The 18,133-nt window shown below is 41.8% G+C and carries 16 protein-coding genes; 6 read left to right on the top strand and 10 right to left on the bottom strand.

The annotated features are described in order from the left end of the window. The first annotated feature begins 7 nt into the window (after positions 1-7). The 3 genes from V7K49_RS34180 (at position 8) to V7K49_RS34170 (ending at position 2,954) form a co-directional block, all read left to right on the top strand. Positions 8-745, top strand: coding sequence for a DUF2232 domain-containing protein (locus tag V7K49_RS34180; protein ID WP_298917301.1), 738 nt, complete (start codon positions 8-10; stop codon positions 743-745). Between the two features lie 62 nt (positions 746-807). Next, positions 808-2,061, top strand: coding sequence for a nicotinate-nucleotide--dimethylbenzimidazole phosphoribosyltransferase (locus V7K49_RS34175; protein ID WP_335209653.1), 1,254 nt, complete (start codon positions 808-810; stop codon positions 2,059-2,061). A gap of 677 nt (positions 2,062-2,738) precedes the next feature. Then, positions 2,739-2,954, top strand: a complete 216-nt coding sequence (locus V7K49_RS34170) for a PEP-CTERM sorting domain-containing protein (RefSeq protein WP_335209652.1) — start codon at positions 2,739-2,741, stop codon at positions 2,952-2,954. Positions 2,955-3,935: 981 nt separating this feature from the next. Here the strand turns inward: V7K49_RS34170 and V7K49_RS34165 are convergent. Continuing rightward, positions 3,936-4,307: a hypothetical protein gene (locus V7K49_RS34165; RefSeq protein ID WP_334864236.1), complete on the bottom strand. Its 372-nt coding sequence runs from the start codon at positions 4,305-4,307 to the stop codon at positions 3,936-3,938. A gap of 356 nt (positions 4,308-4,663) precedes the next feature. Here V7K49_RS34165 and V7K49_RS34160 point away from each other — a divergent pair, with 356 nt between their 5' ends. Further along, the gene (locus V7K49_RS34160; protein ID WP_335209651.1) at positions 4,664-5,821 is read left to right on the top strand and encodes an extracellular solute-binding protein; all 1,158 of its coding nucleotides are present in this window, start codon (positions 4,664-4,666) and stop codon (positions 5,819-5,821) included. Between the two features lie 89 nt (positions 5,822-5,910). On the opposite strand, the gene V7K49_RS34155 is transcribed toward V7K49_RS34160, so the two are convergent. From V7K49_RS34155 to V7K49_RS34140, 4 genes are all read right to left on the bottom strand, one after another. Beyond that, on the bottom strand, positions 5,911-6,486 hold the full coding sequence (locus tag V7K49_RS34155; RefSeq protein WP_334864232.1) for a hypothetical protein: 576 nt from the start codon (positions 6,484-6,486) through the stop codon (positions 5,911-5,913). Positions 6,487-6,540: 54 nt separating this feature from the next. After that, positions 6,541-7,314 carry a class I SAM-dependent methyltransferase gene (locus V7K49_RS34150; RefSeq protein ID WP_335209650.1) on the bottom strand — a complete coding sequence of 258 codons (774 nt, stop codon included), beginning with the start codon at positions 7,312-7,314 and terminating at the stop codon, positions 6,541-6,543. A 414-nt stretch (positions 7,315-7,728) separates the two neighbouring features. Beyond that, the gene (locus tag V7K49_RS34145) at positions 7,729-8,982 is read right to left on the bottom strand and encodes a hypothetical protein (RefSeq protein ID WP_335209649.1); all 1,254 of its coding nucleotides are present in this window, start codon (positions 8,980-8,982) and stop codon (positions 7,729-7,731) included. Positions 8,983-9,108: 126 nt separating this feature from the next. Further along, positions 9,109-10,140 carry a hypothetical protein gene (locus tag V7K49_RS34140; RefSeq protein WP_335209647.1) on the bottom strand — a complete coding sequence of 344 codons (1,032 nt, stop codon included), beginning with the start codon at positions 10,138-10,140 and terminating at the stop codon, positions 9,109-9,111. A 301-nt stretch (positions 10,141-10,441) separates the two neighbouring features. On the opposite strand from V7K49_RS34140, the gene V7K49_RS34135 reads away from it, so the two are divergent. Next, positions 10,442-10,672 (top strand): type II toxin-antitoxin system HicB family antitoxin, encoded by a 231-nt coding sequence (locus tag V7K49_RS34135; RefSeq protein WP_334864226.1) that lies wholly within the window; start codon positions 10,442-10,444, stop codon positions 10,670-10,672. A gap of 61 nt (positions 10,673-10,733) precedes the next feature. Here the strand turns inward: V7K49_RS34135 and V7K49_RS34130 are convergent, their stop codons facing one another. The 4 genes from V7K49_RS34130 to V7K49_RS34115 all read right to left on the bottom strand — a co-directional run bounded on the left by V7K49_RS34130 (position 10,734) and on the right by V7K49_RS34115 (position 15,488). Continuing rightward, positions 10,734-11,351 (bottom strand): Uma2 family endonuclease, encoded by a 618-nt coding sequence (locus tag V7K49_RS34130; RefSeq protein ID WP_335209738.1) that lies wholly within the window; start codon positions 11,349-11,351, stop codon positions 10,734-10,736. Positions 11,352-11,512: 161 nt separating this feature from the next. Further along, complete coding sequence (locus V7K49_RS34125; protein WP_334864285.1) at positions 11,513-13,321, bottom strand: ABC transporter ATP-binding protein; 1,809 nt, start codon at positions 13,319-13,321, stop codon at positions 11,513-11,515. 439 nt (positions 13,322-13,760) lie between these two features. Then, entirely contained in the window at positions 13,761-14,891 is a 1,131-nt protein-coding gene (locus tag V7K49_RS34120; RefSeq protein ID WP_334864224.1) for an aldo/keto reductase, read from the bottom strand. A 99-nt stretch (positions 14,892-14,990) separates the two neighbouring features. After that, on the bottom strand, positions 14,991-15,488 hold the full coding sequence (locus V7K49_RS34115) for a bifunctional nuclease family protein (protein WP_273768592.1): 498 nt from the start codon (positions 15,486-15,488) through the stop codon (positions 14,991-14,993). A 340-nt stretch (positions 15,489-15,828) separates the two neighbouring features. Between V7K49_RS34115 and V7K49_RS34110 the strand changes: the two genes are divergently transcribed. Further along, on the top strand, positions 15,829-16,509 hold the full coding sequence (locus tag V7K49_RS34110; protein WP_334864221.1) for a riboflavin synthase: 681 nt from the start codon (positions 15,829-15,831) through the stop codon (positions 16,507-16,509). A gap of 55 nt (positions 16,510-16,564) precedes the next feature. On the opposite strand, the gene V7K49_RS34105 is transcribed toward V7K49_RS34110, so the two are convergent. After that, positions 16,565-18,121, bottom strand: a complete 1,557-nt coding sequence (locus V7K49_RS34105; RefSeq protein WP_335209645.1) for a M23 family metallopeptidase — start codon at positions 18,119-18,121, stop codon at positions 16,565-16,567. Positions 18,122-18,133 lie beyond the last annotated feature (12 nt).

Below are 18,133 nucleotides of genomic sequence, written 5' to 3'. Positions count from 1 at the left end.
ACCAGATATGAGTATTTTAGATTCTCTGCCAGATGAGCCGCAGGAAGATCCATCCCCTGAATCTCCAACTCCCCGCAATCATTGGTTAGACAAAGAACAGCAATTAACGCCTCCTCAACTCAAGGCTGATGCGCCCTTGAGGATGGTGGAAACGGCATTTTTAGCCAGTACCGCTAGCTTGATTTGGTTTATTAATTTCTATTTTCCCTTGGGCCCAGTTTTACGGATATTTTTTCCGGTGCCGATCGCTCTAGTTTATCTGCGTTGGGGCAAGCGGGCGGCATGGATGGCAGCACTCACCTCCGGGTTACTGCTGACGGTGCTGATGGGACCAGCTCGCAGTTTGCTGTTTGTCATGCCCTACGGGTTCATGGGCGTGCTTTTGGGGGCGACGTGGTATCGTCGTGTTCCCTGGATTGTTTCTATCACCTTGGGTACACTATTGGGTACTTTGGGAGTCTTTTTTAGGCTGTGGTTGCTGTCTGTTTTGTCAGGTGAAGACCTGTGGATTTATGTGATTACCCAGGTGACTGAATTCATTGAGTGGGTATTTTTGAAGCTAAGTTTGTTGGCGAGTCCCAGTGTATTTTTGATTCAAGTGGGAGCGATCGCTCTAATTGTACTCAACAACTTTATCTACCTTTTTGTGGTACACCTGGCAGCATCGTTTCTTTTTGACCGCCTGGGCAACCCCATTCCCCGTCCACCACGCTGGGTGCAAGTCCTCATGGATTACGAAGGATAGTGACCAGTTGTGAGTTAGGAGTTATGAGTTAAACTCCTAACTCACAACTCCTAACTTTTTAAATGATTAGTATTTATACTCAAGAAGAACAGGGTGAAGAATGGCTACGACGGTATCGTGGTTGTCTACCCGTATTTGCCTGTGTTTTAGGATTTACTGAAACTGGTTTAATTCCAGGGATTTCAGCGGCTGGTCGCACTCCAGAAGATCGAAAATATACTGCTTGTGCCGATGCCGAGTTTTTGTATTACGGCCCAGAACATAAGCCGCAATATCCCCTACCACCATTAGCGGCCGGGGCTTCACCTGTATTGATTTCTCGCGCTGTCTTTGAGTCACTAAAGATACCAGTTCATTTGTTTAATGCTGGTTTACCCCAGCCTCCTGCTGTGCCAGTAATTGATTTGGGTGGCGCTCCTGCTAGATGTTTAAGTGGAGGTGCTGCTATGGAAATCACAACGGTACACCATTTGTTTGAACAAGGGCTACTTTGGGGAGAACGTCTTGCTACCAATATCAAACAGGGGTATCTGATTGTCGGTGAGTGCGTCGTTGGAGGCACTACAACTGCCCTGGCAATTTTAACTGGTTTGGGTGTAGAAGCTGCCGGAAAAGTTAACAGTAGCCACCCTGTTTGTAACCACGCGCAAAAGTGGGCACTAGTGCAAACTGGGCTGGAGAAGATGATGAGGAGCAGGGGGCAGGGGGAGATAAACTTCCAATCTTCAATTCAAAATCCAAAATCTAAAATCGTTCGACTGAGCGTACCCCTGCGGGGAAGCAAGCTACGCGCAGCGTCTGGTAGAGAAGCCGAAGTCCAAAATTCTGTAGATCCTCTAAAACTCGTCGCCGCTGTGGGTGATCCCATGCAGGTGGTGGTAGCTGGGATGGCGATCGCTGCTAGTCGTAGTTGTGGTGTAATGCTTGCTGGTGGGACGCAAATGCTGGCGGTTTATGCGCTGATAAGTGCGATCGCTCAAGCTTATACTTTATCATGGCGACCAGAAGCAGTAGTTGTAGGCACAACCCGCTGGGTGGCAGAAGACCCTACTGGGGCTACGGTTGACTTAGCCCTCAACTTAGGAAAAGGCAGCTTAACTCAGAGTGGAGGAACCCCTCCTCTATTAGCAACTCATCTGAGCTTTGCTGATTCTCGTTATCCCCAACTGAGAGCTTATGAGCAGGGCTTTGTGAAAGAAGGTATGGGTGCTGGAGCCGCTTGTATAGCCGCCCATCTTAGCCAAGATTGGCAGCAAAGCCAACTTTTGGCAGCGATTGAAGCCCAACTTGAACGGCTAAGTACAGCATTTGATTAATTCGTAGCGAATTAAATTTGGCAGGACTTTGCGCCCCCACCAAAGTTATAAGTGGAGGTTTCCTGGGATCATACTTCTCTGTGCGTTTAAAAACGCTACCATTTTATGCAAAGCTGTACTTAGCCAAATCAACAGTTAATAAGCTAATCGTCATTCAAATTGCATCTGTGTGTCTGCCGAACTTTTGATTTCAGGAAGCCAGAAGCTCCTGACTTCTCTGTATGTCTGTGGGTAAGAGCGTCTTTCTAGCAATTTAAACTATGCAACTTTGTTTACCTTGTTGTTTTTCAGGAGAATTATCTGATGAAATTAGTCAAAAAGCTTGGTATTGCTACCGCTAGTGCTGTTATAAGGTATCACTGGTGTCGGTGCATCTTCTGCAGCACAAGCTGTACAGCTATTTGATTTTCAGTACTCTTTTCCCAGTTATGAAGCAAATGGTACAGCGATTTCCACTATCGGCACCCTTACCACCACCGATCTAGATCCCGTAAAAAACAATTACACAATTACAGGAATAACTGGGACAAGGACAGTCAAAGGAATTACCGAGAGAATCATCGGGCTACTCTCACCGGGTACATACGGAATCAATGATAATCTGTTGAATGCGAGTCCGCCGCTGTTAACCCAGAACGGTTTTGCTTACCTGGTTTCCGGAAGCGGGGAAGACGGAAATGGGAACGTTAACGTATTCTACAGTAGTTTCAATGAAGGTTATTCAGAGTTTTCAAGCCGATGCAGATTATGGCAGCTTTAGTGTCATACCATGTCCTGTTCCCGAACCCTATACAGTAGGTGGCTCATTGGTTGCTCTTGGTTTTGGCTGGTGGACAAAGCGAAAGCAAGCAGTAGCTTCCCAGAAGAAGCCCCATAAAGGCATTTATCTGTGAAGTTCATGGTGCATTTCCAATCTAGATTACGTTCAAATATGAATTATCCTACTTTTACTTAAATAGGACTTACGCAAAAATCGTCAAAAAGCTTAATTTATCGTAGACACGTAGTGGCTTGCCGCAGGCTACCGCCAACTCTTGGAGAGGCTTTGCCAACGCGCAGCGTCTCCAAGAGTTGAGCGCCTTCTCTACGAGACACTACGTGAACGCAAAGCGTCTCTCAAAGAAGAATGGTAGAGTCTGCGTAAGTCCTATTTAAGTAATACCAAGTCGCCTTCTTGACCGAAAACGACTCATGATACAAGCCCCTAAATTTATTTATGGAGAAGCAAAAAAATGTATTTCGATTGAACAGCGCGTTCGCCCTTGGCGTCTCGTAGAGAGAAATACGAAGTCCTTATTACAAGTCTCTGAATTTATTTATGGGGATCATTAATGCGTGAATTTTGAATTCGGAGCGTACTCCTACGGAGAAGCAAGCTACGCGCAGCGTCTCGTTAGAGAAGCGACGTGACGTATCCCTAGACGACTTGGTATTAGCATAAAATATCAGCTGTAGCTAAAATTAAAAGCTTTCAGGATTGTCAGCCCCAACTCTTGGAAACGCTACGCGAACGGGGAAGTCAAAAGTCAAAAGTCAAAAGTCAAAAGTCATCAACCAATTTGATAACAAGATACCAAAAACACTGATTAATCAGAAAAGCTTGGTTTTTGAAGTATAAAGTATCCTAACTACACTAGTCTTAGGGTTATTTTTTTTGTTTCATAGTGAGGAATGCACTAAAAGTCTACAAATAGATATATCACACTATTACGTAGATATATGTAATAGCGTGTTTAACTTTTTTATCAATTTGATAGCTGGATTAGTTGCTTATACTTAATATATGCCCACAAAGCCATCACTCGACATTGAACCTAAAGGCTTGTGTTTCCTACCTCCGGCGATTTTTTTAATTCGTTAAACTTAGGTTAAATTTAATGAATTCTCTCTCTGAGTAATTGTTCTTCTAAAGCAGCAATGCGATTGTATGCTGCTGTTAATTGTGCTGTCAGTCGTTGTATTTGAATTTCTGGTGTTATGTTATCTCCACATTGACGATGCATGTCTAGATAAATGCCATCTGTCAATACATCCTTGTGTTCCATTTCTGGATTTAAGCTGATACGTCCTTTGAACTGGTAAGCTCCAGCCACGTCATTTTCCTGATAATTATCCTTTGCTTGTGTATTCGCTAAAGAACACTCTGAGAAAGCTTGAGTGACTTTACCATCAAGCTGCTCAATTACTTGGCACAGGGCATCCAGTTTTTTGCTTAAAGTCAGGATCTGCTGCTGTAATAGCTCCATTTAATACCTTTATCCGTACATTTTCTATATGTTATTCAATTTACTCACAACCTTAACAATACTTATGAATTATTTAAGTATTGATAATTTTTGGGGAAAATGTGACATTTAAATCATTACTTCTAAATATAAGCAAAGATTTACTATAAGTAGCACTAAGGAAATTCATTGGGAAAAATTAATGCTTAGGCAGTTATTTGCCGAAAAACTCGCTAATTTGAGTCAAATACTCAGATTTATCCATATTATCAAGGAAAAATACCGATAATTTTCCAACTCCACTTTTTCAGCTAGTCAGCCTCTGGTGAATCTCTGCTTAATATTAGGTATAATCAAAAATCTCAAATCCAAAATCAATGGATCGACGGTCTTTTTTGCTAGGTACAAGTACACTGGCACTTTCACAACTGCTTTTTGGCTGTGGTGGAAACAAGCAAACGCAACTAAAAGTACAGTTATTAAAAGGTTCTATACCTGGTCAGGTGGTGAATCAGTTCCATAAAGGTTTGCAGCAACAGGTACAGTTAAAGTTTGCTCCAGTCGAGCAGATACAGGATTTATTTCGGCAATTACAAAATTGGCAGCAGAAACCAAAAGCCACTGATGAGCAGGCATGGAAACGTTTTATACCCTTTAGGCAAGATCAAAAAACGGCTGATGTAGACCTAGTGACATTGGGAGATTACTGGCTAAAAGCAGCTATTGAGCAGAAACTGATTCAACCACTCCAAGAAGTACAGGGAAACCAATTAAAGCAGTGGTCTGCTTTAGATCAAACGTGGAAGAAACTGGTAACGCGTAACGACCAAGGGAACTTGGATACTCAAGGGAAGGTTTGGGGTGCGCCTTATCGATGGGGTAGTACAGTGATTGTTTATAACCGTGACAGCTTGCAAAAATTGGGATGGACGCCCAAAGATTGGAGTGATTTGTGGCGAGATGGAATCCAGCAGCGCATTTCCCTACTTAATCAACCACGAGAAGTTATTGGTCTGGTCTTAAAGAAGTTAGGAAAATCTTACAATACAGAAAATCTTGACCAAGTACCAGACTTGGAAAAGGAATTACAGATATTAAATCAACAGGTGAAGTTCTACAGTTCCGATAACTACTTGGAACCTCTAATTATGGGAGACACTTGGCTAGCGGTTGGTTGGTCAAGCGATGTACTGCCAGTTCTGGGACGTTATCCGCAACTTGCCGCAATTATCCCCCAGTCAGGAACAGCAATCTGGGCAGACTTGTGGGTACGTCCCGCTGGTATTACTAATGCTACTTTATCAGATCAATGGATTGATTTTTGTTGGCAACCAAGCACAGCTAAACAAATTTCGGTGCTGACCAAAAGTAATTCACCAATTTCTACAAATATTGCAGCTGACGATATCCAAGAACCATTATGGAGCCTGTTACAGAGCGATCGCAAAGTTTTCGATAAAAGTGAATTTTTGCTTCCCTTACCCCCATCAGCAATAAAACAATACGAGTCTTTATTCGCCAAAATTAAAATTTAATTGGGCATTGGGTATTGGGTATTGGGCATGGGGCATGGGGCATTGAAATTTTTCCATCTTCCTCATCTCCTCCAATTCCTAACTATTTACTAGAATGAACGCTGTAACCCTACCTTGTTCTTAATAGTCGTTTGGATACTGCATAAAGCTGGACTTGTACTAAAGTTGCAAGTGTAGGTTGCCAAGGGTTCTTTTTGATAATTAAATACCCGGACATTGTAACCAAAGTTGCGTGCAGCGCTACCCAAGCGATTTACAAAGTCGTAACGCTCTATATACTCTAGTAAGCTCCAAATTTGCTGATTCACGATCAAGTCTACCCGTGCAGGTTCTTTTTCAGAAGCTGGATATGCTATCCAATTGTCCAATAGCTTTTTCTCAGAGTTTTGTTGTGCCCACCATAAACTGGGAACGGTCAATCGTCCTGGGTTTATGGTGTTAGCTGTGATCACATAGTCTTTTGGCTTGGTTAATAAATCTAGTTCTAGAGGCGCACTAGAAGGCGACGGTATTGGGGGGGTTTGCGCTAGTGAGGGCGGGATTAGTAAAGTAGTGAGGCTAATGGTTAGTAGTAATGAAAACGATATCTGGCGATGGCTGCGCCAACGCCTGCCGGAGGATGCCCAAAGGGCTGTAGGGCGATCGCACAATTTAGGTATATGCATAACTGATACTAATTCGTAATTCGTAATTAAGGCACAAGTCAAAATTCGCACAATTTAAAGTTTAATAGCAAAGATGCGAATTCTTCGATAATCTGCTGTCCAAGTTCCTTGTTGATACAGCGTCGGCTTGAGATATTCTTCTACGGCGCGAATTACTTGTGTTTGTTGGTCAGCAGGGAGCAATGTTAAAAAAGCACTAGCGAACATCTGAATCCAGTTTGCCATACCTGCTTCTTTGTCTGCTAAAGGAGTTGGACGAGCAAAAAGCATGGCATGAATGACATCAAAGCCTTGCTGTTGCAGTAGGCTGGCGTACTCACCAATACTAGGGTAATACCAAGGATTTAGGGTTTGTGCAGAAATATTAAATGGTTCTAAGGCGCTTTCCAAAGCTGTGACGATCGCCTGTATATTCCCCTTACCACCAAATTCTGCCACAAAACGGCCTCCGGGTTTTAGGGCTTGGTGTATGGAAGCGATCGCACTATCTGCTTCTTTCACCCAATGTAATACAGCGTTGGAAAATACAGCATCCAATGGCTTGTCTACTTGAAAGTTCCTAGCATCAGCAACATCAAAGCGGATATGGGGATAGTTTTGTCTTGCCTTCTCGATCATCGTGGCTGCATGATCAACTCCCATTACTTCAGCCCTAGCTTGGGCAATTTTTTCTGTGAGTTGTCCAGTAGCACAGCCAAGATCCAAAATGGATTCTCCTGGCTGAGGGTTGAGGAAGTTTAGTAAGTCCTCGCCATACTGCCAGACAAAGGCGTGTTTATCTTGGTAAAGGGCAGTATTCCAATTATTGGGTATGGAAATATTATGCATAACTGTAAAAGTACAGATTGTTGGCTTGCCAATTCTCAACCATATGTTTGAAGTGGATGACTGGCTGATCATCACACTAAAAAATATTTTTACTTATGTCCAATATATATTTTCACCTTAACTAATATTTTAAAGATATCCGACTCAGTAAAATTTTGTACCCGCATTCTTGCGTTAAACCGATCTAAAGCGAAGTAAATCGCATCTGCCCCACTTTCCACAGCAGCTTTAGCACAATTCCAATTACCTGCTGGTGTGAGTAGTTCTGGACATTGAAGGGAAGGTTGGGCGCTTTTGATCAGATTTAGGGAGGGTTAACTAGCACCATAGTGATTTTATCGAAGTTGGTGGGGGATGGTGGGGAAAGCATAGGGTGAGGTTTGGTTATTTAGCATCCTGATAATGAATTTTTACTTAAGTCCAACGTTGACTGATGCGTTCTCGTAATTTTCTTTGGCTATCATAAATTTGTTTTTGAGGTAAAGAAATATATAGACTATCTTGTTGCAAGCAATATTCAACAAATAATTTAATAATAACTACCCAATCTTGTCGAGTTCTTTTCTTTTTAAGAAAATCACGCACACGCACAAGATAACTTTGACTAGCGATAGGCGTATTTAAAGCCATTTGACCTATATAAATTCCTTCTTTTTCTTCAACAGCAAATTCGTAATGTATACGTCCGCAAGGAGTAATTTTAACTCTTTGTAATTCGTAAATATTTCCATCAGTTGGGTCATAGGTTTCAATGAGGCGATAATCCAGAAGAGCCTTTAAGTGTTCCTTAACTAGAATCCTGTTGATTGTCACAGGCTCAAAATAATTTAGAATATCATCAATATACAGATAATTCTTTTCTGCATCTGAGTTCTCAGAATAGGTGTCAGATAATAAGCGTAGTATAGATAACCTCAGTAGTGGGCTTGTAATATTACTAGGTTGAACTTCAAAAAGGTTTAAAATAAAATTGCTATCTTTTTGATAAAAGTGATTATAATCTCCAACTAATAGTGCTTTTTTTATTTGCCAATGACTGATTTGAGACTTTTTACCAATTACATAAGCATTTACAAGTAAAGAGATATCAGTGATAGGTGAAGTGATAATTCTTCGAGCAATTTGTAAACTTCTTCTGATATCATGATTAGAGAGCCACCCTACTACGCGTCCTATATAATCTTCATTAATAAATATATCTTCTACAGCAAAAGCAAAAGCACTAATGTTAGGAATTGATAAGCGAATACCTTTTTTAGTAAAATATTTTTTGCTCACTTCTGAATCTTCTATTGCTTTTTCTTTTATAAATTCTATCCGTTTAGCTAAAACGTCTTTTGTAGATGGTACAGGAAGATAAAAAGCTTGATTTTCATATGACTGTAGTGGACCTGACTTTGACAACTGCCAAATCGTTCGATCTGTTATTGGACAAATAATAAATGAAAAAACTTTTCTATATATAGATTGTGCATATTGAAACACTGCTTCTTGGAATATCTGTGGGAAATGATCAGTGTTATCAAAAACTATACATGGCATTAATCCTCTTGCTTTTGTAGCATTCTTAATCAATTTCATTACATAATCATTTGGATGCTTTTCTGTAAAATCTGCTATATATTCTCCAAATTTTTCCTTAAATTCATTTTTGTTCCTTTCATACAAAGGCTTACGCTCTCCACATTTCCATCTTTTATATTCTTGAAAAAATACTCCTTGAAGTTCGCTATATAATGGATATTCACCTTTAAATAAGCCATTCTCTAACTCAATTTTTAGTTGCTCTGTTAGTCAACTAGTAATAGTAGCTTGTTCCCCATTTGAATTAGCTAAATCAACCCTAATTAATAAACAATGTTCTCTAAGATTTTTGTCTAATATTAGACGAAAAAATCTATCTATAAATGTAGTTTTGCCAGCTCCTTTATTACCTATTATTAAAACAAATTCTCCTTTCTGTAATTCTACAGCATTACGGATTTGATTTTGTAGCTCAATACCCTTCGCCGAATTAACAATATCAATCCTATTCAATAAATTTCGTGTTATTTTTTGTAAATTTTCATCGGCTTCTTTACTTTCTTTTGATTCCACAAAACACTTGGCAAGCATATCAGGATCGTCTTCCCCTGACATACTAGTGAAAAAGCTGTGGTAGACATTCTCAATATCTTTGAATAATGCAGACTTTGTAAGTAAATATCTATCAGAATTCTCAAGTACTGAATAAAGAGATTCATTATGACTAATTTTTAATCCTTCCGCCTCATATATGTACGTTTTGTATAAATCTTCTAAGATTCCCTCTCGTGAGAACACGTCATAGAAGGTAGCAAAATTCTGTTGAATAGATTCAAGGTTAGGGAATACAATTGCTTTACCCTCACTTGGAGGCGTACCGTCAGTACGAAGGGCCCAGAAGCCAATCCACTCAAAACCTGTTGTCAAAGCACAAAACAACACAGCTTTGTCAGTACAATAGCGTTTTGCTTGATTTAATCCATCTGCTGCTGACTCAAGCGCAGAACCACCAACTTTGTACCAAGCCATACGTGGTTGACGAGTATCAATCAGTAGCTTTGATGTTCGCTTCGCCTCTACTACAAGCCTGCTGCGTCCTCTAGACGTTATTAGGTAATCAATATAGCCACTGTCTGTATAAGGCTCTGTAAGAATTTCTTCTCTCTGCCATCCCAAAACTTCTGTCAAAATGCGGTCAATAACTTGGAACCGTGCATCCTGTTCAGTCTCAATTTTTATGCAGCTTTGTGTTAATTCTGTATATAGTGAGTTAAATTTTTCTTTTGCTTGATCAATATTCATTAGCATCTAATCCTTTGCAGATACTACAGATTAGCGGCTTGAGGCTGCTATTAGTATAAATATACTAATATAATTTAGAGTAAAAAATAATTCTTATTCTCTAATTGTGGATGATACCTTAACTTTTATTGTTACTAACCCTATTTGATAGGTAGGAGAGTTTACGAAATATCCACTATCTGCTTTGGATAAGCAAAGGAATCGCTCAATTAAATCAGATGATCACCTTAGTCAGTAAAGATGAATTAGGCAATCGCCCTATCAACTTTATAGGCAACAAGAATTATATGGAGTATGAAAAATGAACGATCGCTACAGTATGGTAATTCAATGGTCAGACGAAGATAATTGCTACTTGGTACACTTACCAGAATTTCCTTGGCAACAATTCCACACTCATGGTAAGACTTATGAAGAAGCCGATAAACATGGACAGGAAGTGATTGAGTCTCTGATTGAATGGTATGAAGAGCAAGGAAAACCTTTGCCAGAGCCAATTACTTTTCCTCAGAAACCGTTAAAAGTGGCTTAAATCTTTTTAAGAGACTTTGCCCAAGCAGGGCGATATCTCCGATGGGCTACACCTACCCACCTTACCCCAATCCCTCAACATCAGCACTTTCCCCTTCCGACTCAAAAGGTTCAAACTTCACCTTGTTATATAAATCCTGTAGGGAAATCTCAAATGGTACGGTTACAAGTGCGATCGCTTCGTCTTCTTCGTCATATTCACGAAGCGTCCATTGCTTTTTTCCAATTTTGGAAAATTGATCTACATGAATCCGAGTTTGGTCAATTAATAAATATTCTTGGAAAGTAGAAATAGTTCGGTAAGCCTGAAATTTATCCTCGCGATCATAGCCTTTGGTCGATTTTGATAATACCTCAACAATGATCTGTGGGTTCAGAATTATATCCCTTCGGTTGTTAAAAAACTCTGGTTCACCCGCCAGAATCATCACATCTGGATATGTATAAGTACGCTTTTGGGCTATCCACAAACGAACATCACCCATATACACTCGGTAGTTTTGCCTTTTGAAAGCAAAATTTAAATCAGTACTTAACTTAAGTGCTATTTGATTGTGATTTATCGTTCCACCCGCCATAGGAATTATTTGCCCATCAATATATTCACTTTTGTAGTCAGCAGCTTCTTCTAGTTCTAAATATTCTTCTGGCGTGTAGTATCGCTGTTGTGTAACTTGCATAATTTCATCAAATAACAACTGCACTCAAGGGATTTCAGCAATTTATATCGAACAGTCTAACGTAGTTGGATGAGGGGCTAGGTGCTTTGACAAGGTAGGCGTAGGCGCAGCCCGCCGTAGGCATCGCTATCTGAATTCACAAAGACTCCTAGCCCCCTTTCCTACTGATAACCAGCTGCTTGTAACAGAAACAACTTGGCATAACGTCCTCTTAGCTGTAACAATTCTTTGTGAGTTCCCTGTTCTATAACTTCCCCGTTTTCTATAACTAAGATTTTGTCAGCCAACCGTACCGTCGAGAAGCGATGGGAAATTAAAAGTACCATCTGATTTTGAGTAATAGCGCGAAAATGATTGAAAATCTCAAACTCAGCTTGGGCATCTATTGCTGATGTTGGTTCGTCTAACACCAAGATATCTGCTTGCGATCGCATAAAAGCACGAGACAGGGCAATTTTCTGCCACTGCCCCCCAGAAAGTTCCTGTCCATCCTTAAACCAACGACCAAGCTGAGTTTGGAAGCTTTGGGGTAATTGGTCAATAAAAGATTGGGCCATGCCTTTTTGGGCAGCAGTTTGCCAGTTGGTTTTATTTTCGAGATGTTCTACATCGCCCACGCCAATATTCTCACCTACAGTGAATTGATAGCGGACAAAATTCTGAAAAATCACACCAATGCGACGCTGCAACACATCTACATCCCATTCCTGCAAATCCAAGCCATCTAAGAAAATTCGCCCAGAGTCTGGCGTGTAGAGTCGGGTAAGTAGTTTAATTAAGGTAGTCTTGCCAGAACCGTTTTCACCTACAATTGCCAGTTTCTCTCTGGGTTTCAAATGCAGCGAAATGTTTCTCAAGGCTGGCTTGGAACTTCCTGGATAAGTAAATGATACGTTCTCAAAACGGATACCATCTTGAGAATCTAAACCAATGGTTGCCTTACCCCAAGACTTTGGTACTTCTTCTTCCAGGAAATCATAGAGATTTGATAGATATAGGTTGTCTTCATACATCCCTCCAATAGAAGTGAGGGCATTGGAGAAAGTAGATTGTCCTTGGCGAAACACAGTGAGATACATTGTCATATCTCCCAAGGAAATCTTACCTAGCACTGTTTCCAGCACAATCCAAGCATAGGCTAGATAAAAAGCACCAGTACTGATTAAACTTAGCAGATACCCCCACAGTCCTCGCCGCAGAGTCAAATCGCGGTCTTCGCCATAGAGTTGATCAAACAGATTGCGGTAACGTCCTAGCAACATCTCTCCTAGCTGGTAGAGTTTGACTTCTGTAACAAAATCTTCCCTCGCTAGCAGATTTTCTAAGTAGTTTTGTTGACGAGTTTCTGGCGCACGCCAACTAAACAAGCGAAAGCCTTCTCCAGCAAACTTTGTTTCCGCAATAAATACAGGCATAGCTGCCAAAACCAGTACTACCACCGCCCAAACTGAGAAATTTACTAGCAAAATCCCGTAGGTGATCAGGGAAAGGGCACTTTGTACCAACCCAAAGGTGCGGCTTACTAGGGAAAGGGGACGAACTGATGCTTCTCTGCGGGCGTTGGTCAATTTGTCATAAAATTCTGAGTCTTCAAACTGCCTAAGATCCAGTGTCAGCGCCTTTTCTAAGATAAGTACATTCACCCGCTGACCCATTAGTGCCCGCAATAATGACTGACAAATGGTGAGTCCCCGCTGACTGCCTGCTAGTAAAATTACAGCGATCGCTTCTAATCCTACATAAAATAGCGAGGGATAAATATTGACAAAACCATCGCTCTGTGAATTAACTTGAGAGGCAAATACCACTGCATCAACAATTAACTTGCTGATGTAGGATATCGCTGCCGGTAAAAGACCAGCCACTAAAGTTAAACTAGCCAGAAGAATAGTAAGCGATCGGCTAGTAGTCCATACCAAGCTTACAGCCCGTCCACTGTAGCGGAAAACCGTTAGTGATTGGCGTAGGATATTTCTTTTTTTTTAATTTTCATCTTTCTTGCCGCGAGATACCCCAGCTTGGGCAGATTTTCCTGACTTTTTTAATCTTTTATAAATTTTACATTTTTATCAGCTGTAATAGGCGCAAAACATCAAAGGAGAGAGGCTTTAAATTTTACTCCCCTTCTCTTGTAGCGAAGGGATTGGGGGTTAGGTCTATATTCCATGCAATTGAGAACCGCTATAGAAGTCAAAAGTCAAAAATCAAACATTTTGAACCCCATAAATAAATTTAGTTGCTCTGAGTCAACTCACGTAGTATTTCTTGTACTACGTGTCTCGGAATACATTTTTTTATTTTCCATAAATAAATTTAGGCGATGCACTGAGCGACTTGCTCTGAGCTTGTCCTGAGCGTAGTCGCTCGGCACAAGTTGGCTACGCTCAGGGTAAACCTTTTTCTTTCTGGTCAACCCCACAATCTCCGACCTGCTTTCCCATTTAATCTTTCATGAGTATCTTCCAATAAAGCTGGAATATCTAACTTTTCTGGACACCTGGGCAAACAGTCACCGCATTCTGTACAACGGTTGCCTTTCATGCCAGGGAACCAGTGACCAGCATTTTCAAACATTCCATAACGATATTGTCCATAATCTTTCATGTCGTATGCTACTGCAAGATTACGTAACCGCAACACCTCGGGAATATTAATATTTTCTGGACAGGGTAAACAAGCATAACACTGGCTACACTTCTCAGTTTGCAAAGCAACTTTTTGGTGATTTTCTAATTTCTGGAAAGCAGAAATTTCTGCTGATGTTAACTCTCCATCATAGTCAGCTATTTGCAAAGGTTGCCTTAATTCATCTGGGTTTGCTGGCCCGATACTCAAAGTAGTAATACGGCGATCAGCAAGTAAAAATCGATAATTTAGTTCTAAGGGTGAATACGGATGACACAGGTCTGTTAGGGTTTGGGGTGGTGTGTAGAGGCGTCCTCCCTTGTCAGCAGGGGAAATTATAAAAATGCCCATGTCCTTTTCGGCAGCTAGCTGAATCGCTGGTGCGTGCCGTTGGAAAAAATAGTAATAATGCAGATAGACAAATTCAAAAAAATCTGTATTGATTGCTGCCTGAATTAGCTCTAATGGCCCGTGGGTGGAAAAACCAACGTGTCGGACTCGACCATCAGCGATAGCTTCCTCTACGGCTTGCATACAGCCATTTTTGGCTTGCACCCACTCCAAATGTTGCCAAGTGTTCAAGCCATGAACACCTAAGCAATCTAAATAATCTAGCTGTAATCGTTCTAGGGATTCATCGATGTACCGACGCATGGAGTCAGCATCTGCTGTGGCTGGGATTTTGGTAGTAACGTGAAGCCTCGTTCGGGGTACTGACAACCCAGCTTTTAGCGCCCTACCAAGATACTCCTCACTTTTGCCGTAACCTTTGGCGGTTTCTAAATGATTAATTCCTAGCGCTAAGGCTTGTTCGATTGTCTGGTGAGCATTTTCAAAAGAAGCCAGGTAGCGCATTGTTCCCAGAGAAAAAACCGATAGGCGCAGATTCGTTTTCCCAAAACGTCGGTATTGCATCTTTAACAAAGTTAGGAGCCATTCAATTTTAGATTTTAGATTTTAGATTTTAGATTTTTCCTTCAATCTAAAATCCAAAATTCAAAATCTAAAATTGGCCTAGCTGTCGCCATTACCAAAGCGCTTGATCAAATCTTCAGGACGGAGATTGGAAATAAATTCACGGAAGGCTTGCTGTTCAGCTTCATCTGCATCGCGATCAACAGGGATAGAAGCATCGGCAATAACTTCTTCCATTACCCATATAGGGGTATTTGTACGGAGGGCAATGGCGATCGCATCGCTAGGACGCGCGTCAATTTCTTTTTTAACATCGCCTTGCTGAACAATTAAAGCCGCATAAAATGTATCCTTTTGCAGGGAATGAATAATCACCTTTTCTAGAGTCATGTTCCAGGTCTCTAGAAGATTCACAATCAAGTCGTGGGTTAAGGGTCTGGGAGGCTTCTGATTCTCCAATGCACCCATAATTGCCCTAGCCTGTTCCTGACCGATGTAAATTGGCAAAGCCCGCCGATCTGAAGAATCTTTCAAAAGGACGATCGGGCTGCGGGTTATGGCATCTAATGCTATGCCAGCGACTTTCATTTCAATCATTGGCTAAGCCTCTACAATCCTTTGAGAGCCTTGGATGCTGTGTAACAAATAGTACCCATTTTTGGGCGGTTTGACGAGAGTAATAAACATAAGCATTTGTTCTCTATAATTGCTTCTATTAAACTCCGAACTTGTGGTGAAAACCAGAGTAAGTCAAATTGGTCTTCTTAGACAATAACCTTCTTACCCAAGTATGCCTCGTGAAGGATGCTAATGTGTTAATATTCCTAGACGAAAAAAAGTCAGAAAATATACTTGGATGTTCTAGATTTCTGTGACAATTACCAATTGACTTCAGGCACAATTAAGCAATAAATAGAGTTAGTTTGACAAAAAAGCCGTGTTTACAGGATTAATCCAGGCATTAGGAACGATGGAACCCTTAGGGGGTGATTCTTGGCAAATTACTTGTGTAAGCCAACCGGGTGAAGTAATTATGCAAGATTTGGCTTATGGTGACAGTGTTGCAGTAGATGGCGTTTGCCTGACAGTAGAAAAAGTTTTAAACGACGGGTTTATCGCCACGGCTTCACCGGAAACGCTACGTCGCACGACGTTGGGAGGTAAGCAAACGCAACAGAAATATGTCAATTTAGAAGCGTCGCTAAAGGTGGGCAGCAAAATTGGCGGTCATTTTGTGATGGGTCATGTAGACGGCATAGGTCGATTGCAAGTGGCAGAACAAACGGCTAGTTCTTGGGAAATGACCTTTATTGCATCGGAGGCGATCGCCCGGTACATTGTCCCTAAAGGTAGCATTGCTGTCAATGGCATCAGCCTCACAGTAGCCTCATATGAGCCAGAACTCTGCCAATTCAAGGTGGCAGTAATTCCTCTCACCTATGCCGAGACAAATCTTCGCTATTTGGTTCCTGACAGTTTGGTGAATCTAGAAGGGGATATTCTCGGCAAATACGTGGAAAAATTCTTTTCCTCTGGCAACCCACACACCACAGCCCCTGATGAAACTAGTATAGATGGCATTACACCCGCATTCTTAGCAGAACACGGGTATCTCTGAATTTTAGATTTTGGATTTTGGATTTTAAATTAATCCAGAATCCAAAATTTCTAATCTAGCTGCCTGGTTGTTGGCTTACCTGGGCGGTTTGCATACCTCGGACTAACTGGCTGAGAGCGCTTTGTAATTGCACACCTGGGTCAGTAGCAACCCACCCATCTTGTGTTAGGTGGCGAACTTCAAAGTGCAGGTGAGGGCCTGTGGAGGCCCCGGTGCTGCCAACTCGCCCGATCACAGTTCCAGGTTGTACCCACTGACCAGGTTGAACAAGGATCTCTGACATGTGACCGTAGAGAGTTTGTTCAGCGGATTTGTGATTTAGGATAACGGTTAAACCATAACCACCCACCCAGTTAGCAGTTTCCACTTGACCAGCAGCTGCTGCCAAAACTGGTGTTCCCATAGGCGCACCCAAGTCTGTACCAGCATGGAAGCGTTGATTACCTGTGATTGGATGAACTCGCCAACCAAACAAAGAAGTAATGGGAGCGGGAATAGACAATGGATACATCATTCCCGTACCACTATAGGCGACTACCCCAGTGTAGGGGATTTGCGGTAATACTGATGCCAGCGAGAAGTCGTAAGCTACGGTGCTGGGGCGGGGTGCAATGTTGCCATCTGCCATTGGTGGAGGTAAAGTCCCGCCACTCGGTGCGATGGGAGTTGCACTGACTGTTGTGGGGTTGAACTCGCTGGGATTCGGGATAAACCGATTAGGACGAAATGCGCTCTTGGTGTTACCACTAGAACCACTTTGAGTAGGACGCCATCTACTGGTGTTGCTAGTAGTTGCAATCTGCCGCACGGGTGGAACTACTGGTAATTGAGCATTTTGACTTCTTCTAAGCCAATTAGGTGCTGGTTTACCATTAGAATCAGCTACACTCCTCTGGGGTATTTTGGCGCAAACGCCGCCTAATACACTTTGCCCTGACGGCAAAATGGCTCGACAACCACTAGCGCGTTCTGTGAGGATTACGGAATTTGGTGCTTGATAAGTACCTGTAGCACCACTGTCATAACTATTAGGATCAATATAGGCGTTATTATAATCCTTGGTTTTCCCCGCCGTTGCACTGACAGTGCTGTTGGAGTTATTTGATGGTTGAGCAACTTCTGGAAGTTTTTCAGGTAAAGAGCGGGCAGGGGTATTGGGTTTTTCCAGTCTTACCCTTGCAGGAATAGCCTGGGAGGTTTCTACCTTGGGTTTTGACTGTCTGATAATCACAAGAGGTTGGGCAGCTTCGATTTTGGGTGTAGACTGCCTAACTGGCTCTTTTGATTGAGCAACCTTTGGCTTATGTAATCTCTGGCTGAGTCTGGCTCGCCGTTGGGAAAATTCCGGTTGCGCTTGAGCTGCTTCGGGCGCAACAGTCTGTTTTTTAACTGGATTTGTAACTGCTGTTGGTTGGGAACTTTCAACAGTGGGAACGATATTGTCTATTTGTGTTTCCGTTTGAGCAAACACAAAGCCGCCGCTGAGGAGGCTGACGCTACTCAGCCAACAAAGGCTCTGAGCTGGTAGCGTAGAGGCAAAACGTTTTTTCGTTAGACCTTGCTGCCATAAGTAATGCAAACGATGATGGGCAGAATTATTGCGCTGCGTCATTTGTTCTCTCAG

The organism is Nostoc sp., assembly GCF_036919675.1.
GTDB lineage: Bacteria > Cyanobacteriota > Cyanobacteriia > Cyanobacteriales > Nostocaceae > Nostoc.
This window is presented reverse-complemented; position numbering and strand designations above follow the sequence as displayed.